This is a genomic window from Roseateles sp. NT4 (genome assembly GCF_051857475.1).
In the GTDB taxonomy this organism is placed as follows: domain Bacteria; phylum Pseudomonadota; class Gammaproteobacteria; order Burkholderiales; family Burkholderiaceae_C; genus Pelomonas.
This window is the reverse complement of sequence record NZ_JBPZGZ010000002.1, coordinates 1,377,901-1,393,692: the sequence shown is the minus strand read 5'-3', so window position 1 is coordinate 1,393,692 and position 15,792 is coordinate 1,377,901. Positions and strand designations below refer to the sequence as shown.

Below are 15,792 nucleotides of genomic sequence, written 5' to 3'. Positions count from 1 at the left end.
CCGCTCCCGAAAGGTTTCGCCATGAAGATCCAGACCACTGCTGCCGCCCTCGCCATCGCCCTGACCGCCGCCTTCGCCGCCCCCGCCGCCGAGGCACGCGTGGCCCAGCACCACAAGGCCAGCCACGCCAGCTCGGGCGCCATGGTCAAGACCGGCGCCAAGAAGCCTGCCAAGGCCAAGCACAAGAAGGCGGCCAAGAAGGGCCACAAGAAGTCGGCCTGATCAGGGCTTGATGAAATAGCGCGCGGGAATAGCGCGCGTCGCCTCGCTGAGATCGGCGTTGGCAATCTGCAGCACGCGCCGCTCGGCCAGCCGGGCTTGCGCCAGCGAGCCCCGCGTGACGGGGTCGTTGGCGAACAGCGCCTGAAAGCTGCCGTCGTCGAAAGCGCGGCCCAGGCCCTCGGCAATCGCCGCCCGGCGCGCTTCGTCACCACGGCGCACGAAGAACAGCCGTGCAAAGGGATAGACCAGGGCCAGATGCGGCTCGACGAGCACATCGGGCGCGCTGGCACGGTAGCGTCGCACCAGGGTGTGCACTTCGTTCAGGCCCAGCGGCAGGTAATCGAAGCGACCGGCCTGCAGCAGCTTGAACAACAGGCTGATGTGATCGGCCGTGACGACCGGCAGGCCGCTGCCGCGCAGCAGCGCGGCGTCCGGCCAGTTCGCACCCTGGCCGGCGCGCATGCCAGCCAGTTGCTCCAGGCTGCCCAGCGTCGAAAACCGCGGCGCGGCATCGGCGCGGATGACGAGCAGCCGCCAACCGCTGAGGCCGCGATCGATGGGCAGGTGAATGGGCTGGAACTGCCGTTCGAAGGCGGAACTGGTGCCCAGGTCCATCACGCTCACTTCGCCCTGCGCCAGCGCGCGCAGCGAGCGCGGGATGTTGGTGGCCGCCGGCGCCAGCTGCAGCTCAAAGGGCTGGCCCCAGTGGCGCAGCGCCAGCTGCAGGGCTCGATACCCGAAGCCGGCCTCGCCCATATCGTTGAGATTGGGGTAGATGAAGCGCAACGGCGCCGGCGCCGCCCGCACCCAGGGCGCCATGCCGGCGGCCAGGACTGAGGCGAGGAAGCGGGCGCGGCGCATGGCAGACGACTCTACGCGGCATCGGCCATGTCCGGTTGGTGCAGGGATTCCGTCTGAATGAGCAGGTGTCGGGGAGAACGCCTCGACTCCGCATCTGCCACGAGGATTGCCATGAAGCCCATCTCGCACTGGATCGCGACCACCGCCATGTGGATCGCCCTGGCTGCAGCCGGCACGGCCGGCGCCCGGGCCGCCGAGACCCTGACCGTCAACGTCGATGCCAGCAACACAGGCCAGGGCATCGTCCAGGTCGGGCTGACGCTGCCGGTGCACGAGGGCCGGCTGCGCCTGCTCTACCCGCTCTGGCTGCCCGGCTATCACGGGCCGGTCGGGCATGTGGCCCAGATCGGCGGACTGGTCGTCATGCTCGGGGCTCAGCGCCTGCCGTGGCGCCGCGCGCCGAACCAGCCCCAGGCCTTCGACATCGACGTGCCTCGGGGTGCCACGACGCTGGACATCAGCTACCAGTGGCTGGGCGCGGATAGCGGCCCTGTGGCACCGCTGCGTGGCCGCGACCTGCTCGGCGTCGCCTGGACCAGCCTGCTGCTCTATCCGGCCGGCCGGCCCATGCGCGACTACACGGTCGACGCACGACTGCGCCTGCCCGCCGGTTGGGGCTGGGGCAGCGCGCTGCGCGAGCGCCCCGCGCCCACCACGCCGACAGGCTGGATCGCCTTCGAGCCGGAGCCACTGGACACGCTGATGGACTCGCCGGTCTACGCCGGCGCCTTCCACCGCCGCATCGAACTCGATGCGCCGGGCACGCCACGGCCGGTGACGCTGCACCTGTTCGGCGACGAGCCCGCCCGCATCGCCGCCAGCGACGCGCAGGTCGAGGCGCTGCGCCAACTCGTGCGGCAGGCCGATGCGCTGTTCGGCGCGCGGCCCTGGCGCCACTACGACATGCTGCTCGCCAATGCCGAGGCCCTGCCCATCGACGGCCTCGAGCATCACGAGTCCACCGAGATGCAGCTGCCCGGCAATTTCCTGGAGGACTGGGCCACCGCCGAGCGCATGCGCAACCTCGTCGCCCACGAGTTCGTGCACGCCTGGAACGGCAAGCTGCGCCGGCCGGCCACGCTGCTGCGCGACGACCTCAACACGCCGACCAGCAACGAACTGCTGTGGGTCTATGAGGGGTTGACCACCTACTGGGGCCATGTGCTGTCCGCGCGCAGCGGCGTGAGCACACCTGCCCAGGTGCAGCGCGCGCTGGCGCTGATGGCCGCCTACCAGGCCCAGCAGCCGCGCCGCAGCTGGCGGCCGCTGCAGGACACGGTGAACGACGCCATGCTGCCGCGGCCCGACGACTTGCGCTGGGGCGACTGGTTCGGCGGCTTCGACTACTATCCCGAGTCGGCGCTGCGGCTGTGGCTGGGCATCGACGCCTTGATTCGCGAGCGCAGCGAGGGCCGGCGCTCGCTGGACGATTTCGCCCGCGTCTTCGTCGCCGCCCGCGACGGCGAGCGCCGGCCCCGCCCCTATGGCTTCGACGATGTCGTCGCCGCGCTGAACCAGGTGCAGCCGCTGGACTGGCGCGGCCTGCTGCGCGAGCGCCTGGACGGCCTGCGGCCCGCCACCGGCGCACCCGCGCCCAGCGGCCTGGAGCACACCGGCTGGCGCCTGGCCTTCGCCGATGCCCGCAGCGCCCTCGATCTCGCTTCCGTCCACCCCAAGAAGCCGAGCTTCTCGATGCTGTACTCGGTCGGCGTCACGGTCGCCAGCGACGGCAAGCTGCAGCAGGTGTCCTGGGACTCACCCGCCTTCCGCCAGGGCCTGGCGCCGGGTGACCAGCTGCTGGCCGTGCAAGGCCGCGCCTACACCCCCGAGCGCGCCGAGGCCGCGCTGAAGGCCGCGCGTGATGACGGCACGGCGATGGAGTGGCTGGTCAAGCGCGACGACGACTACCGCGTCGTCAGCTTCGACGGCCGCAGCGGCCCGCGCTATCCGCGGCTGGAACGCGTCGACGGCACGCCGGACCGGCTGGCCGACATCCTGAAGCCGCGCTGAACCGACCTCACTCGCGCTCGAACTTGAACACCGCCACGCTGGCCCGCAGATTGGGCATGGAACGCACCACGCCGCCGTCCTGCAGGCCGAAGCTGTCGAGGATCTTGAGGCGGTTCTTGCGGGCCAGCACGCCAAAGTCGGCGAAGGTGCCGACGCGGATGTTGGGCGTGTCGTACCACTCGTAAGGCAGGGCCCGCGTGACGGGCATGCGGCCGAACAGCACCTGCAGGCGGTTGGGCCAATGGGCGAAGTTGGGGAAACTGACGATGCCCAGCTTGCCGACACGGGCCGTCTCCTTGAGCATCTGCTCGGCATTGCGCAGATGCTGCAGGGTCTCCAGCTGCAGCACGACGTCGAAGCTCTGGTCCTCGAAGATGGACAAGCCCTCTTCCAGATTGCGCTGGATGACGTTGACGCCGCGCTTCATGCAGGCCAGCAGGTTGGCGTCGTCCAGCTCCACGCCATAGCCCGTGCAGCCCTTGTGCTTGATGAGGTGCTCCAGCAGCTCGCCGGTGCCGCAGCCGAGGTCGAGCACGCGCGAGCCCGGCGGCACCAGGGCCGCGATGGCGGGGTCGAAGCTCATACGGCCACCCCCTTGATGGCCAGAGGCCGGGCGGCGGGGCATAGGTTGCCGGCGATACGCTCGAAATAGGCGCCCAGCACGCCGTGGTAGCGCGGGTCGTCGAGCAGGAAGGCATCGTGGCCGTGCGGGGCGTCGATCTCGGCGTAGCTCACATCCAGCCGGTTGTCGAGCAGGGCCTTGACGATCTCGCGCGAGCGGTCGGGCGAGAAGCGCCAGTCGGTCGTGAAGCTGGCGATGAGGAACTTGGCCCGCGCCGAGGCGAAGGCGCGCGTCAGGTCACCCCCATGCTCGGCCGCCGGGTCGAAATAGTCCAGTGCCCGCGTGATGAGCAGATAGGTGTTGGCGTCGAAGTAGTCGCTGAACTTGTCGCCCTGGTAGCGCAGATAGCTCTCGATCTGGAACTCGATGTCCTGGGTCGAATAGCCCAGAGCTCCATCCTTTCCACCCTTCAATTCGCGGCCGAACTTCTCGGCCATGACGTCGTCGCTGAGGTAGGTGATGTGGCCGATCATGCGCGCCACGCGCAGGCCGCGCTTGGGCACCACGCCGTGGGCGTAGAAGTGGCCGCCGTGGAAGTCGGGGTCGGTGACGATGGCGCGGCGAGCGACCTCGTTGAAGGCGATGTTCTGGGCCGACAGATTGGGCGCCGTCGCGATGGCGATGCAGTGGCCGACGCGCTCGGGGTAGCGCAGCGCCCAGTCCAGGGCCTGCATGCCGCCGAGGCTGCCGCCCAGCACGGCCGCCAGCTTCAGGATGCCGAAGCGCTCGACGACGCGGGCCTGGGCGTCGACCCAGTCCTGCACGGTGACGACGGGGAAGTCTGCGCCCCAGGCGCGGCCGGTCGCCGGGTTGACATGCATCGGACCTGTGGACCCGAAGCAGGAGCCGAGGTTGTTGACGCCAATGACGAAGAACTTGTCGGTGTCCAGGGCCTTGCCGGGGCCGATGAGGTTGTCCCACCAGCCTTCGCTCTTGGCCTCACCCGCGTAGGTGCCGGCGACGTGGTGGCTGGCGTTCAGCGCATGGCAGACCAGCACCGCATTGCTGCGCTCGGCATTCAGCTGGCCATAGGTCTCGACCATCAGGTCATAGGCCGGCAGGCTGGCCCCGCTGCGCAGCGGCAGCGGCTCGTCGAAATGAAAACTCTGCGGCGATACGTCGCCGACGCTACGGCCCGTCATGGCCCACTCCAAAAACAAAAAACCGGCGGCCACTGTTGCGGGACGCCGGTTGATCGGAGCCCTGTTTAGCGGCATTTATTGAGCGCCCGCAATCCGGAACAAATCGGCGCTTGATGGGTACGAAGTCTAGCGGCATCGACGGCTTGCAGTTACTGAACGACCGACTAATAATCGCCGTCATGCCCCGCCCCAGCCAGGATCAGGACCAGGCCTTGCTCGCCGCCGGCGCTGCGCTGTATCCGCAGCTGGGCTGCGCTGGCCTTTCGGTGCGCCGCGTCGCCGAAGCCGCAGGCGTCAACCCGGCCATGGTGCACTACCACTTCGGCAGCAAGGACGCCTTCCTGCGCGCCCTGCTGCAGCAGCACTACGAGGAGATGTTCAGCGCGCTGTCGCTGAACGTGCAGGGCGATGCCGACGTCATGGAACGCCTGGCCGCCGCGCTGATGGGCGTGGCCCGCTTCGTGCGTGAGCACCGGCCGCTGATCGCCCGCGTCTGGGCCGATGCCCAGGCCGGCGAGGTCGTTGCCCAGGATTTCCTGCGCGCCAATGCACCGCGCCATCTGGGCGTGCTGCTGGCCCTGCTGCAGGAAGCCGAAGCCCAGAGCCGGCTGCCGCAGCGGCCCCTGCTGACACGCTTTTCCTTCCTGATGGGCGCCGTCATTGCGCCGCTGATCCTGGTCGGCGGCATGAAGTCCATCGGCGCCGTGCCGCCTGCGCTGCTGGCCGCGGTGGACGAGGAAGTGCTGTCTGACGCTGCCCTGCAGCGCCGCATCGAATGGGCGCTGCTCGGGCTCGCGAGCGGCGTCTGATGGAGATGATGATGAGAACCACCCTGCTCCTGATCCCCGCCCTGCTGGCCGGCTGCAGCGACAAGCCGCCCCAGGGCTGGACGGGCTATGCCGAGGCCGAGCTGGTCTATATCGCGCCGCCGGTCGCCGGCCGGCTCACCGACCTGGCCGTGCGTTCGGGCCAGGCCGTGGCCGCCGGCCAGGCCTTGTTCGCGCTGGATGCGACGCCGGAGATCGCGGCCGACGCCGAGGCCAGCGCGCGTGCCCAGAGCGCCCAGGCCCAGGCGCAGGACGCCGACAAGGGCCGGCGCCAGCCCGAGCTGGCCGTCACCCAGGCCCAGCTCGATCAGGCCCGCGCCGCCGAGCGCCTGGCCAGCATCGACCTGACCCGCCAGCAGGAGCTGCTGGCCAAGGGCTTTGTCGCCCAGGCCCGCGTGGACGATGCCGCCACGGTGCTGGCCCAGGCCCGCGCCCGCGTGATGGAGCTGGACGCTGCGCTGCAGGTGGGCCGGCTGCCGGCGCGCGAAGACGAGCGCAACGCGGCGCGCGCCCTCGCGCAGGCGGCCGAGAGCGGCCGCGCGCAGACGGCCTGGCGCGTCGAGCAGAAGCGCCAGAGCGCGCCCATGCCGGCCCGTGTGCAGGACGTCTTCATGCGCCCCGGCGAATGGGTGGGCGCCGGCCAGCCGGTGCTGGCCCTGCTGCCGCCGGCCAACCGCAAGGCGCGCTTCTATGTGCCGCAATCGGTCGTCGGTTCGCTGAAGCTCGACGCGACCGTCAACCTGCATTGCGACGGCTGCGGAACGGCCATCACGGCGCGTATCAGCTTCATCGCCGCGGGGCCCGAGTACACGCCGCCGGTCATCTACTCCAACCAACAGCGCGACAAGCTGGTCTTCCTCGTCGAGGCGCGGCCGATCAAGGCCGAGGACGCCGAGAAGCTGCACCCCGGCCAGCCTCTGGACGTGACGCAATGACCGACCTCGCCATCGACGTCAAAGGGCTGTCCAAGTCCTACGGCAACCGCAAGGTGGTCGACAACGTCGACATGCAGGTCGCCACCGGCCGTATCGTCGGCTTCCTCGGCCCCAACGGCAGCGGCAAGACAACCTCGCTGCGCATGCTCTGCGGCCTGCTGACGCCCGATGCGGGTGAGGGGAAGGTGCTGGGCCTGGACTTCCGCCACCAGGCCGCCGAAGTCAAGCGCCAGGTCGGCTACATGACGCAGAAGTTCGGCCTCTACGAAGACCTGTCCATCCGCGAGAACCTCGACTTCATCGCGCGGCTGTTCTCGATGGAGAACCGCAAGGAAGCCGTCGATGCCGCGCTCGAGCGCCTGGGCCTGGTGACGCGCCAGAAGCAGCTCGCCGGCGCACTGTCGGGCGGCTGGAAGCAGCGCCTGGCCCTGGCGGCCTGCCTGCTGCACAAGCCGAAGTTGTTGCTGCTGGACGAACCCACCGCCGGCGTCGACCCCAAGGCGCGGCGCGAGTTCTGGGACCAGATCCACCTGCTGGCCCAGGAGGGCATCACGGTGCTGGTCTCCACCCACTACATGGACGAGGCCGAGCGCTGCGACGAGCTGGTCTATATCGCCTACGGCCGCGTGCTGGCGCGCGGCAGCGCGGCATCCATCGTCAAGGAAGCGGGCGCCAAGGATCTCGAAGACGCCTTCGTCAAGCTCGTCGGCCAGGCCACCGACAACTTCAGCGAAGCCGCCTGATGCAAGCCCTGGCCCGCATGTTCGCCATCGCGCTCAAGGAAGTGCAGCAGATGCTGCGCGACAAGCTGACCTTCGCGATGGCGGCGGGCGTGCCCATCATGCAGCTGGTGCTGTTCGGCTATGCCATCAACACCGACCCCAAGGGCCTGCCGACGGCGGTCGTGTCGCAGGACAGCAGCCCGATGGCACGCAGCCTGGTCGCGGCCCTGCAGACGAGCGGCTATTTCCGCGTCGTCGAAAGCGGCATCGCGGAGTCACGCGGCGACGCGCTGCTGCAGAGCGGTGATATCCAGTTCCTCGTCGTCGTGCCGGACGACTTCGGCGCCCGCGTCGTGCGCGGGGAGAAGCCCGCCGTGCTGATCGCGGCCGATGCGACCGACCCGTCGGCGGCCGGCAATGCCATCGCGGCGCTGAGCCAGCTGGGCCAGACCGCACTCAACCGCGATCTGCGCGGCGCCCTGGCTTCACGCGCGCCACAAGCCCTGCCCTTTGAGGTGCGCATCCAGCGTCGCTACAACCCCGAGGGCCTGAGCCGCTACAACATCGTGCCCGGGCTGGTGGGCACCATCCTGACGATGACCATGGTCATGCTGACCGCCCTGGCCATGACACGCGAGCGCGAGCGCGGCACGATGGAAAACCTGCTGGCCACGCCGGTGCGCCCCTTCGAGGTCATGGCCGGCAAGATCCTGCCCTACGTGGTGCTGGGCTATGTGCAGCTGGGCGTCATCCTTGGTGCGGCCTTTTTGCTCTTCAACGTGCCCATGGTGGGCAGCGTGACGTTGCTGCTGGCCATGATCGGCGTCTTCATGCTGGCCAACCTGGGCGTGGGCTTCACCTTCTCGACGTTGGCCAAGAACCAGCTCCAGGCCCTGCAGCTGACCTTCTTCTTTTTCCTGCCGTCCATGCTGCTGTCAGGCTTCATGTTCCCTTTCCGCGGCATGCCGCAGTGGGCCCAATACGTGGGCGAGGTGCTGCCGCTGACCCACTTCCTGCGCATCGTGCGCGGCGTCATGCTGAAGGGCTCGGGGGCGGCCGAGCTGCTGCCGGAGCTGTGGCCGATGCTGGCCTTTCTGACGGTCGCCGGTGGCGTCGCCTTGCTCCGTTACCGTCAAACCTTGGATTGAGTGCTTGCATCTGACGTTGCGTCAGGTCTCAGACTTCACGGCGTTCGATACAAGACGACCATGACAGCCCTGCTCAACCCCGGCGAACTCGCGCAACGCGCGGGCGTCACCGTCCGCACCCTGCACCACTACGAAAGCCTCGGCCTGCTCGCCCCCGCGCGCAGCGAGGCCGGACACCGGCGCTACCGCGAGGCGGATGTCGAGAAGCTGCTGCGCATCGTCTGGCTGCGTCAACTGGGCTTTGCGCTGGAGCGCATCACGGACCTGCTGGCCGCCGACGCCGCCACGCTGCAGGCCGAGATGCAGGACCAGCGCGAAGTCCTGCTGGCTGAAAGCCAGGCGATGCAGGCACGTCTGGCCGCCCTGGATCGGGCCCTTGCCGACGTCCAACAACTGACATCCACCATGAGCCTGAAAAACATCGCCCCGCCCCAACCCGAACCGGGCGCCCCGCCCTTTGCCGACGAAGCGCAAGCGCGCTGGGGCAACACCTCGCATTGGAAGACCTCCGAGCAGCGCCGCCGCGCCCGCACGCCGGCCGACGTCGCCATCATGGACGCCGAGGAAGCCGCCATCCTGGCCGACTGGGCTGTGCTGCTGAAGGCCGGCGTGGCCGCCGCTGCGGCGCCGGCCCTGGCCATGGTCGAAGCCCACCGCAGCCACATCGACCGCTGGCATTACCCCTGCAGCCGCGAGATGCATGCGCAACTCGCCTTGCTCTACACGGGCGACGAGCGCTTTGCGGCGCACTTCGACCGCGTTGCTCCCGGATTGGCAACCTACGTCGCAGCAGGCATTGAAGCCGCCCTTGGTCATGCCTAACGCCTTGCAAGGCGTTAGTCCTTCGTCAGGCGTCTAGCAGTCCGCAGTGGACTGCTCTCGGTCCCGACTCAGTAGACCGGGTCAGGCAGCTTTTCCTTGGCCACCACGCGCTGCACCGCCGCGCGCTCGAAGACCCGCTTCAGATAGGCCCCCAGGGCCGGTCGCGTCTTGGCCGGATTGGCTTGCATGCGCGTCCAGCGGCACAGCATGAAGGCCAGCGGGTCGACGGCGGTGAACTGCTGGCCGAGGAACCAGTCGCCACCGTGGCGGGCCAGTTCGGCGTCCATCTGGTCCAGCAGCGGCGCGATCTGGGCTTCGGCGCGAGCCTTGACCTCGTCTGCGTTGGCAGCCATGCGATCCGGGTAGAAGTAATGGATCAGCATGGCCTGCAGCGTGTTGGTCAGCCAGACCATCCACTTGTAGTACTGGGCCCGCTCGGCCGTGCCGGGCGCTGGCGCAAACCCAGGGTGGCAGTCGGCCAGATGCATCAGGATGGCGGCCGTCTCGTAGAGCACCAGGTCGCCATCGATCAATACCGGGATCACGCCGTTCGGATTGAGCTTCAGATAGGCCGGCGACTTGTGCTCGTTGTTGGCCCGGTCGACCTGGCGCAGCGTGTAGGGAATGCCCATTTCCTCGAGCAGGATATGGGGCGCAAAGCTGGCGTTGCTGGGGTAGTAAAACAGTTCGATCATGGCGGGACAGCGTGGCGACAGGAGGAAGCGCGGAACTTTACGTTGCCGCAATGCCGCGGCAGTCCACCCACGCCAATCTGATGGCGTTGGCAATCCACCCCTGACTTCGGGTTGAAGACGATGACCAAGACCCTGCTCCACACCTCCGCCGCGGCTGTCCTTGCGCTGTGCGCCGCCTTCTCGGCCCCGAGCGCCCACGCCGACGTGCGCGTGCGCGCCAACATCGGCATGGTGTTCGACAACCGCTACCACCACGACCACTACTACCCCGCCCCCGGCTATGTGGCGCCGCATGTGCCTTATGGCGCCGTCATGATCGGTGCCGGCCCGGGCCGCTACTGGTTCCATGGCGGTGTCTGGTACCGCCCCTACGGCGGCAGCTACCGCGTCGTGCTGCCGCCGGTCGGCCTGGTCATCCCGCTGCTGCCACCGGCCTATGTGACCCTGACCCTGGGCGGCCTGCCCTACTACTACGCCGGCGGCGTCTACTACCGCGCCGTGCCCGAGGGCTATGCCGTCGTCACGCCGCCGCCCGAGGCTGCCACGGCCCAGGTCATGCCGGCCCCGCCGCCGCCCGCGCCCAAGGCCGAACCCATCATCTACCCGCGCAACGGCCAGCCGCCCGAACAGCTGGAAAACGACCGCCGCGACTGCAACCGCTGGGCGACGACGCAGCCGAACGCCCAGGCCGACGTCAGCGTGTTCAACCGCGCCGTCGAGGCCTGCATGGACGGGCGCGGCTACACGATGAAGTGAAGCCTCAGGGGACGACCAGCACCCAGACCTGACCGCCGGCCCGGCCCACGGCCAGCTGGCGGCCGGCGGCGTCGAAGGCCAGGGCCGTGACCTCGGCGCCTACCCGGGCTTCACCGAGCAGCAGATGGGTGTCGATGTCCCAGATGCGCACCAGGCCATCCGGCGACGCGCTGGCGACGCGCCGGCCGTCGTCGCTGAGGGCCGTCTGCAGCAGCACCGCGTTGCCTTGGGCGTCACGGCTGCGGTGGCGCGGCAGGCGCGCAACGGCCTCCTCGCGGTCCAGGTCCCAGACCGCCAGCCGATGCGCTCGCAGGTCGGCGGCGGCGACACGGTTCGCGCCCCGCGGCAGTTCCGCCAGCGCGATGCCGCTGCCCAGCGGCTTGCCGTCAGCCAGGCGCCAGGCCAGGTCGTAGGGCCACGTCTCCGAGTTCGACGCATCGATCGTGGCCTGCGCAAAGCGCCCGTCGGCCGACAGCATCAGCTGCACCCAGCGCTCGTCGTCGGCATCCGGTGCGCGCGGCCTGGCCGGCCGGAACAGCACCGAGGCCAGCGGCGAGCCGCCAAACAGCTCGACGCCGCCGTTGCGGTAGATGACCAGCAAGCGCCCGTTGCGCGCGCTCAGGGCGGCGATGGCGCCACGGGCGCGCACCGAGGGCAGCCGCTGGCCATCGGCCGCCACCTGTTCGACGCCGGCGCCGGCGATGCGGTAGAGCCGGCCGGTCTCGGGGTCCGCCGTCACCTGCGCGTCCAGCCAGCCATCGCCGTGGATTGAGGCGAGCAGCCGCTGGCCCGTGATCGCGCGCACCAGGTGGTTCTGCGTGTCGACCACCACCCAATCCACACCCAGCCACAGGGGCTGGGACTCGCTCTGTCGGGCGATGTCGCGCGCCAGCACCGTGCGCCCGCTGGACAGGCTCCAGACGTTGACACCGGGCCGCGTGTCGCCGCGATCCGAGTAAAGGGCGAGCAACTGTCCCTGCCCATTGAAATGCAGGCGCTGCACCGCCCCCAGCGGCCGGGGCTCGGCGCCGGGCGGGGGCGGCAGGTTGGGCGTGAGCTTCTGGGCCACGGCAAGTGGCACCAGGCCCTCCGGGATGCTGAACTGCTGGCGGCGACGCACGGCATCGCTGACCGCGCAGGGCTGCGCATCGGCGGCCACCTGCAGGGCCGGCAAGGCCAGCAATGCGGCGGGTACGGCGATGCGATACAGCCGTGCCGGCTTGGGCGCAGGCGCATCGGCGCGCAGCAGCGTCATGCCTGAGCCGCTGGCCGCCGCCGTGTCCAGCACCGCGAGCAGGGAGCGGCCATCCGCGAGCGGGGCCAGTGCCAGGGCACGACCGGGCAGCGGCAAGGAGATGCCGGCTCGGCCGCCTGCCGCGGCGAAGAACTTCGCGTCGGCGCCGTGCGTCGTGGCCACCCAGCGCCCCAGCGGGTCGACCACCACTGCATCAGCGTAGCGGCCCGCGGCCGCGGGCTCTTCGACGGCGGGGGCAATCGGCCGCGCCGCCGAGCAGCCGTCCAGCCGCTGGGCCATCAGCTGCTTCTGGCCGGTGTAGGCCAGCAACCAGCCCCCTGCCCCCAGGGCCTGCCCCGACTGCAACGCCTCGTCGCCGTTCGGCGGCGCCACCTCCTGCGTCGCCAGCTCCACGCCCTGCTCGGCGTCCCACAGCGACGTGACGCGGCCGACGTCATAGTGGCGGCGCTGCCAGTCGTGGGTCAGCAGCAGCCGGCCTTGTGCGGCGAACGCAACCGCGACGGGCACGGCCACACCTTCGCCAGGATGGCCGCTGTAGACGGAATCCAGCACCTGCAGGCGCCGCGCCGTCTGCAGGTCGAAGAGCTGCGTTGTGCCGTCTTCACTGCCGCTGGCCAGCCTGCGCCCGTCCGCCGAGATGTCGAGCGCCAGGATGCGGCCGGCATGACCGCGGAATTCGCGCAGCGGTGCCGCGCGGCCGCGCTGCCACAGCACAACGCGGCCATCAGGATGCCCCACCACCAACAGCTCGCCGTCAGCGCTCAGCGCCACGCTGCTGGCCGGCGGCTGGCCCACGGGCAGGCCTTCGACGGGGCGTGTCGTCACGGCATCCCACACCCGCACGCCGCCGCTGGCGTCGACATGCGCTGCCAAGCGCCCGTCACGCGACACAGCCAGCGCGCCCGGATAGGCCGAGACCGGCCCCAGGTCCAGAGGCTGCACGGCCGCGGCCAGCGCTGCGGTGCTCCACCAGACCCCCAGGCCCAGCAGGGCGGCGACGGCCCACCTCAAAGCCTGCATCCCGCTTCGGCCTTGGCTCCTGCAGCGCGGTAGCGCACCGCCGTCATCTCGGCCAGGATGCTGAGCGCGATCTCGGGCGGCGTGCGTGCGCCGATGTCCAGGCCGACCGGGCCGTGCAGGCGGTCGAGCTCGGCCTCGGTCAGGCCGAAATGCTCGCTCAGCCGCGCGCGGCGCTTGCCCTGGTTGACGCGCGAGCCGATGGCGCCAACATAGAACGCCGCGCCCTTCAGCGCCTCCATCAGCGCCAGGTCGTCGAGCTTGGGGTCGTGGGTCAGGGCCACGATGGCGGTCGCCCCATCGGCCTTGAAGGCGATGACGACATCGTCGGGCATGTCGCGCGTCAGCGTCACGCCGGCGATGTCGAAGCCGTCGGCGTATTCGGCGCGCGGGTCGCAGACGGTGACGCCGTAGTCCAGGGCCAGGGCCATCTTGGCCAGGTAGTCGGTCATCTGGCCGGCGCCGATGACGAGCAGCCGCCACTGCGGGCCGTGGTGGCTGACGAGATGGGTCTCGGACAGCGTCAAGGTATCGGCACCGGGCTCGGCATCGGTCAGGGTGGCGCTGCCCGTGGCCAGGTCCAGGGTGCGACGCACACGCTCGCCGCGCTCCAGCCGCGCCAGCAGGGCGTCGACACCGGACTGCGGCCCGAGCGGCTCCAGCATCAGCTCCAGCGTGCCGCCACAGGGCAGACCGAAGCGGCGCGCCTCCTCGGCGCCAACGCCATAACGCAGCGGCGTCGGCCTGTCGATCTGCAGGCTGCCGGCGCGCAATTGCGCGACGAGATCGTCCTCGATGCAGCCGCCCGACACCGAGCCGGCGATCTGGCCATCGTCCCGCACCGCCACCAGCGAACCGACCGGCCGCGGTGCCGAACCCCAAGTGCGGGTGATCGTGCCCAGCACGACGCCGCGTGCCTCGGCCCGCCAGCCGGCGGCCGTGCGCAGAACATTGAGATCGAGGTTGTCCATGTGCCTGTTCGTGATCCGCCGCGACCATACCGCGAACGGCATTCACCTGCAGGGACCATGACCTGCGGCTCCGCCCAGCGCCCTGCCTAGACTGGCTGCCCCTCGTCGAAAGCCCTTCATGAAGAAAGCCTTTCTCGCCGGCCTGGTGGCCGCCACACTGGCGTCACCGGTCCTCGCCCAGCTGCCCGTCCAGGCCCAGCCCGACCACGCCCGGCTGCTGGCCAGCGCCGACCCCAAGCTGGCGGCCAACAAGCGCCTGGTCTACGATTTCTGGCGCGAAGTCTTCGAGGGCGGGCATATGGAACTGGCGGACCGCTACCTGGCCGAGTCCTATATCCAGCACAACCCGCAGGTGCCCACGGGGCGTGCCGGCTTCGTTGCCGTGTTCCCCAAAGTGGCCAAGCCCAAGCCCATCGAAGACCGCGTGAAGGCGCCGCTGGTGGCCATCACCGCCGAAGGCGACCTCGTCGTGCTCAGCTTTGTCAGTGAACTGCCCGACCCCAAGGACGCGAAGAAGACCTACACGACCACCTGGTTCGACATGTTCCGCATCGAGAACGGCAAGCTTGCCGAGCATTGGGATCCGGACAACAAGCAATGACCGCCGTCGCCCGATCAGCCATCGCGGCGGCGGCTGGCGTCGCTGTCGGCCGACTCGTCCCAGCGTGAACTGGCGCTGTGGCGCCGCCTGCTGGCGGTCGGCTTGTCCTTGCGCTTGCGATCCGGCCAGTCACAGGCATCGCAGCCATCACAGACATCACAGTCCCAGCCATCGCAACCATCTCCCGGCCCATCACAACTGGCGTCACAGTCGCCGCGCTGAGCCGCCAACGGCCGCGGGCCTGTCGGGTGAAAGTGCCGGTACACCTCGCCACAGCGCCTCAGCCGCCGGCGCAGCAGCACTGTGCCGGCCAGCAGGCCATGGCGCCGGATCACGCGTGTGCCCAGCGCCGAGCAGCTGGGGCCGCCCGTATGGGCGCGATAGGCGCAGCAGAAGCCCTTGTAGGGCGAGACATAGCGCTGGTAGATGCCGATGGCGGCCAGGGCCGGCTCGCGCAGCACTAGGCCCCCGGCCTTTCGTTCTCTCGCGCGGCGATGACGGCCTCGCGCCACAGCCGCGCCGGGATGAAGGTGCGCAGCTGCTCCATGGCCTTCTCGATGAGGGCCGGGTGCAGGCTGTGGTCGATGTGGGGCAGCAGGTCGGCCGTCACGTCGGCGCCGAGGTCGACCAGGGCCTGGGCCGCGTCGACGACATGGCGGTAGGGGAAGCGCTGGTCGGCCAGGCCGTGCAGCAGGTGCACGCAGACATCCTGGGGCGCATGCTCGGGCCGGGCCAGATAGCCGCCGGCAAAGGCCAGCACACGACCCACCAACTGGCTCTCAGCCTGCACCGCCTCCAGGGCGAGCAAGGCGCCGTCGCCGACGCCGGCCAGGGCGACGCGCTGCCAGGGCAGGTCCAGTTTCTTGGCTTCCATGCGCAGGCGCTCGAGCAGATGCGGCAGGGCCGCGCTGACGCCCTCCGGGCTGGGCTCCGACTCCGGCCACCAGCGGCAGCGGCCTTCGGCATCGCGCAGCGGCGGGTGCAGGTTCAGCGTCAGCGCCTTGGGGTATTGGGCGTGCAGGGCGGCAGCCAGCGGCGCCAGCGTGTCGGGGCCATCGGGGGCGATGCCGCCGTCGGGCAGCAGGGCAAACAGCAGATCGGGCGCTGTTGCATCTTGAGGGAGGCTCATGCCGGTATTTTCGGCCTTCGCCGCTATCCTGGGGCGCTCTGTTGATGTTTCCTCCCA

Annotated in this window: 16 protein-coding genes, 1 pseudogene and 1 riboswitch; of the genes and pseudogenes, 9 read left to right on the top strand and 8 right to left on the bottom strand. The window is 69.8% G+C overall.

What is annotated here, in order from left to right; all coding sequences use genetic code 11:
* Positions 1 to 21 precede the first annotated feature (21 nt).
* Complete coding sequence (locus ACS5PN_RS16190; RefSeq protein WP_439465006.1) at positions 22 to 222, top strand: hypothetical protein; 201 nt, start codon at positions 22 to 24, stop codon at positions 220 to 222.
* On the opposite strand, the gene ACS5PN_RS16185 is transcribed toward ACS5PN_RS16190, so the two are convergent.
* Entirely contained in the window at positions 223 to 1,083 is an 861-nt protein-coding gene (locus ACS5PN_RS16185; protein WP_439465005.1) for a hypothetical protein, read from the bottom strand.
* A 111-nt stretch (positions 1,084 to 1,194) separates the two neighbouring features.
* Between ACS5PN_RS16185 and ACS5PN_RS16180 the strand changes: the two genes are divergently transcribed.
* Positions 1,195 to 3,093, top strand: a complete 1,899-nt coding sequence (locus ACS5PN_RS16180; RefSeq protein WP_439465004.1) for a M61 family metallopeptidase — start codon at positions 1,195 to 1,197, stop codon at positions 3,091 to 3,093.
* Between the two features lie 7 nt (positions 3,094 to 3,100).
* Here ACS5PN_RS16180 and metW read toward each other — a convergent pair whose 3' ends face one another.
* Positions 3,101 to 3,676, bottom strand: coding sequence for a methionine biosynthesis protein MetW (metW, locus tag ACS5PN_RS16175; RefSeq protein WP_439465003.1), 576 nt, complete (start codon positions 3,674 to 3,676; stop codon positions 3,101 to 3,103).
* Entirely contained in the window at positions 3,673 to 4,857 is a 1,185-nt protein-coding gene (gene metX, locus ACS5PN_RS16170) for a homoserine O-succinyltransferase MetX (protein WP_439465002.1), read from the bottom strand. The genes metW and metX overlap by 4 nt, the downstream gene beginning before the upstream one ends.
* A 44-nt stretch (positions 4,858 to 4,901) precedes the next feature.
* Positions 4,902 to 4,977: riboswitch (SAM riboswitch) on the bottom strand.
* A gap of 59 nt (positions 4,978 to 5,036) precedes the next feature.
* On the opposite strand from metX, the gene ACS5PN_RS16165 reads away from it, so the two are divergent.
* The 5 genes and pseudogenes from ACS5PN_RS16165 to ACS5PN_RS16145 all read left to right on the top strand — a co-directional run bounded on the left by ACS5PN_RS16165 (position 5,037) and on the right by ACS5PN_RS16145 (position 9,311).
* Positions 5,037 to 5,666 carry a TetR/AcrR family transcriptional regulator gene (locus tag ACS5PN_RS16165; protein ID WP_439465001.1) on the top strand — a complete coding sequence of 210 codons (630 nt, stop codon included), beginning with the start codon at positions 5,037 to 5,039 and terminating at the stop codon, positions 5,664 to 5,666.
* 11 nt (positions 5,667 to 5,677) lie between these two features.
* The gene (locus ACS5PN_RS16160) at positions 5,678 to 6,619 is read left to right on the top strand and encodes an HlyD family secretion protein (RefSeq protein ID WP_439465000.1); all 942 of its coding nucleotides are present in this window, start codon (positions 5,678 to 5,680) and stop codon (positions 6,617 to 6,619) included.
* Positions 6,616 to 7,278 (top strand): annotated as a pseudogene (gene ccmA, locus ACS5PN_RS16155) (heme ABC exporter ATP-binding protein CcmA); the annotation flags it as partial. The gene ACS5PN_RS16160 and the pseudogene ccmA, both read left to right, overlap by 4 nt.
* 83 nt (positions 7,279 to 7,361) lie before the next feature.
* Complete coding sequence (locus ACS5PN_RS16150; RefSeq protein WP_439464999.1) at positions 7,362 to 8,489, top strand: ABC transporter permease; 1,128 nt, start codon at positions 7,362 to 7,364, stop codon at positions 8,487 to 8,489.
* Positions 8,490 to 8,549: 60 nt separating this feature from the next.
* A complete protein-coding gene (locus ACS5PN_RS16145; protein ID WP_439464998.1) occupies positions 8,550 to 9,311 on the top strand; it encodes a MerR family transcriptional regulator in 762 nt (253 codons plus the stop codon).
* A gap of 68 nt (positions 9,312 to 9,379) precedes the next feature.
* Here ACS5PN_RS16145 and ACS5PN_RS16140 read toward each other — a convergent pair whose 3' ends face one another.
* A complete protein-coding gene (locus ACS5PN_RS16140) occupies positions 9,380 to 10,006 on the bottom strand; it encodes a glutathione S-transferase family protein (RefSeq protein ID WP_439464997.1) in 627 nt (208 codons plus the stop codon).
* Between the two features lie 120 nt (positions 10,007 to 10,126).
* Between ACS5PN_RS16140 and ACS5PN_RS16135 the strand changes: the two genes are divergently transcribed.
* Positions 10,127 to 10,762: a DUF6515 family protein gene (locus tag ACS5PN_RS16135; RefSeq protein WP_439464996.1), complete on the top strand. Its 636-nt coding sequence runs from the start codon at positions 10,127 to 10,129 to the stop codon at positions 10,760 to 10,762.
* A 4-nt stretch (positions 10,763 to 10,766) separates the two neighbouring features.
* Here the strand turns inward: ACS5PN_RS16135 and ACS5PN_RS16130 are convergent, their stop codons facing one another.
* Together ACS5PN_RS16130 and ACS5PN_RS16125 are read right to left on the bottom strand one after the other, a co-directional pair.
* On the bottom strand, positions 10,767 to 13,028 hold the full coding sequence (locus tag ACS5PN_RS16130) for a WD40 repeat domain-containing protein (protein ID WP_439464995.1): 2,262 nt from the start codon (positions 13,026 to 13,028) through the stop codon (positions 10,767 to 10,769).
* On the bottom strand, positions 13,025 to 14,005 hold the full coding sequence (locus ACS5PN_RS16125) for an XdhC family protein (RefSeq protein WP_439464994.1): 981 nt from the start codon (positions 14,003 to 14,005) through the stop codon (positions 13,025 to 13,027). The genes ACS5PN_RS16130 and ACS5PN_RS16125 overlap by 4 nt, the downstream gene beginning before the upstream one ends.
* A 118-nt stretch (positions 14,006 to 14,123) precedes the next feature.
* Here ACS5PN_RS16125 and ACS5PN_RS16120 point away from each other — a divergent pair, with 118 nt between their 5' ends.
* A complete protein-coding gene (locus ACS5PN_RS16120; protein ID WP_439464993.1) occupies positions 14,124 to 14,606 on the top strand; it encodes a nuclear transport factor 2 family protein in 483 nt (160 codons plus the stop codon).
* A 14-nt stretch (positions 14,607 to 14,620) separates the two neighbouring features.
* On the opposite strand, the gene yidD is transcribed toward ACS5PN_RS16120, so the two are convergent.
* Both yidD and ACS5PN_RS16110 read right to left on the bottom strand, forming a co-directional pair.
* A complete protein-coding gene (yidD, locus tag ACS5PN_RS16115) occupies positions 14,621 to 15,067 on the bottom strand; it encodes a membrane protein insertion efficiency factor YidD (protein ID WP_439464992.1) in 447 nt (148 codons plus the stop codon).
* Positions 15,067 to 15,735 carry an esterase gene (locus tag ACS5PN_RS16110; RefSeq protein WP_439464991.1) on the bottom strand — a complete coding sequence of 223 codons (669 nt, stop codon included), beginning with the start codon at positions 15,733 to 15,735 and terminating at the stop codon, positions 15,067 to 15,069. The genes yidD and ACS5PN_RS16110 overlap by 1 nt, the downstream gene beginning before the upstream one ends.
* Positions 15,736 to 15,792 lie beyond the last annotated feature (57 nt).

Bases quoted from the DNA above. Each gene is read 5' to 3' on its own strand.
- ACS5PN_RS16190 (WP_439465006.1), top strand. From the start codon at position 22: ATGAAGATCCAGACCACTGCTGCCGCCCTCGCCATCGCCCTGACCGCC.
- metX (WP_439465002.1), bottom strand. From the start codon at position 4,857: ATGACGGGCCGTAGCGTCGGCGACGTATCGCCGCAGAGTTTTCATTTC.
- metW (WP_439465003.1), bottom strand. From the start codon at position 3,676: ATGAGCTTCGACCCCGCCATCGCGGCCCTGGTGCCGCCGGGCTCGCGC.
- ACS5PN_RS16110 (WP_439464991.1), bottom strand. From the start codon at position 15,735: ATGAGCCTCCCTCAAGATGCAACAGCGCCCGATCTGCTGTTTGCCCTG.
- ACS5PN_RS16150 (WP_439464999.1), top strand. From the start codon at position 7,362: ATGCAAGCCCTGGCCCGCATGTTCGCCATCGCGCTCAAGGAAGTGCAG.
- ACS5PN_RS16145 (WP_439464998.1), top strand. From the start codon at position 8,550: ATGACAGCCCTGCTCAACCCCGGCGAACTCGCGCAACGCGCGGGCGTC.
- ACS5PN_RS16120 (WP_439464993.1), top strand. From the start codon at position 14,124: ATGAAGAAAGCCTTTCTCGCCGGCCTGGTGGCCGCCACACTGGCGTCA.
- ACS5PN_RS16180 (WP_439465004.1), top strand. From the start codon at position 1,195: ATGAAGCCCATCTCGCACTGGATCGCGACCACCGCCATGTGGATCGCC.
- ACS5PN_RS16140 (WP_439464997.1), bottom strand. From the start codon at position 10,006: ATGATCGAACTGTTTTACTACCCCAGCAACGCCAGCTTTGCGCCCCAT.
- ACS5PN_RS16165 (WP_439465001.1), top strand. From the start codon at position 5,037: ATGCCCCGCCCCAGCCAGGATCAGGACCAGGCCTTGCTCGCCGCCGGC.
- ACS5PN_RS16135 (WP_439464996.1), top strand. From the start codon at position 10,127: ATGACCAAGACCCTGCTCCACACCTCCGCCGCGGCTGTCCTTGCGCTG.
- ACS5PN_RS16185 (WP_439465005.1), bottom strand. From the start codon at position 1,083: ATGCGCCGCGCCCGCTTCCTCGCCTCAGTCCTGGCCGCCGGCATGGCG.
- ACS5PN_RS16160 (WP_439465000.1), top strand. From the start codon at position 5,678: ATGAGAACCACCCTGCTCCTGATCCCCGCCCTGCTGGCCGGCTGCAGC.
- ACS5PN_RS16125 (WP_439464994.1), bottom strand. From the start codon at position 14,005: ATGGACAACCTCGATCTCAATGTTCTGCGCACGGCCGCCGGCTGGCGG.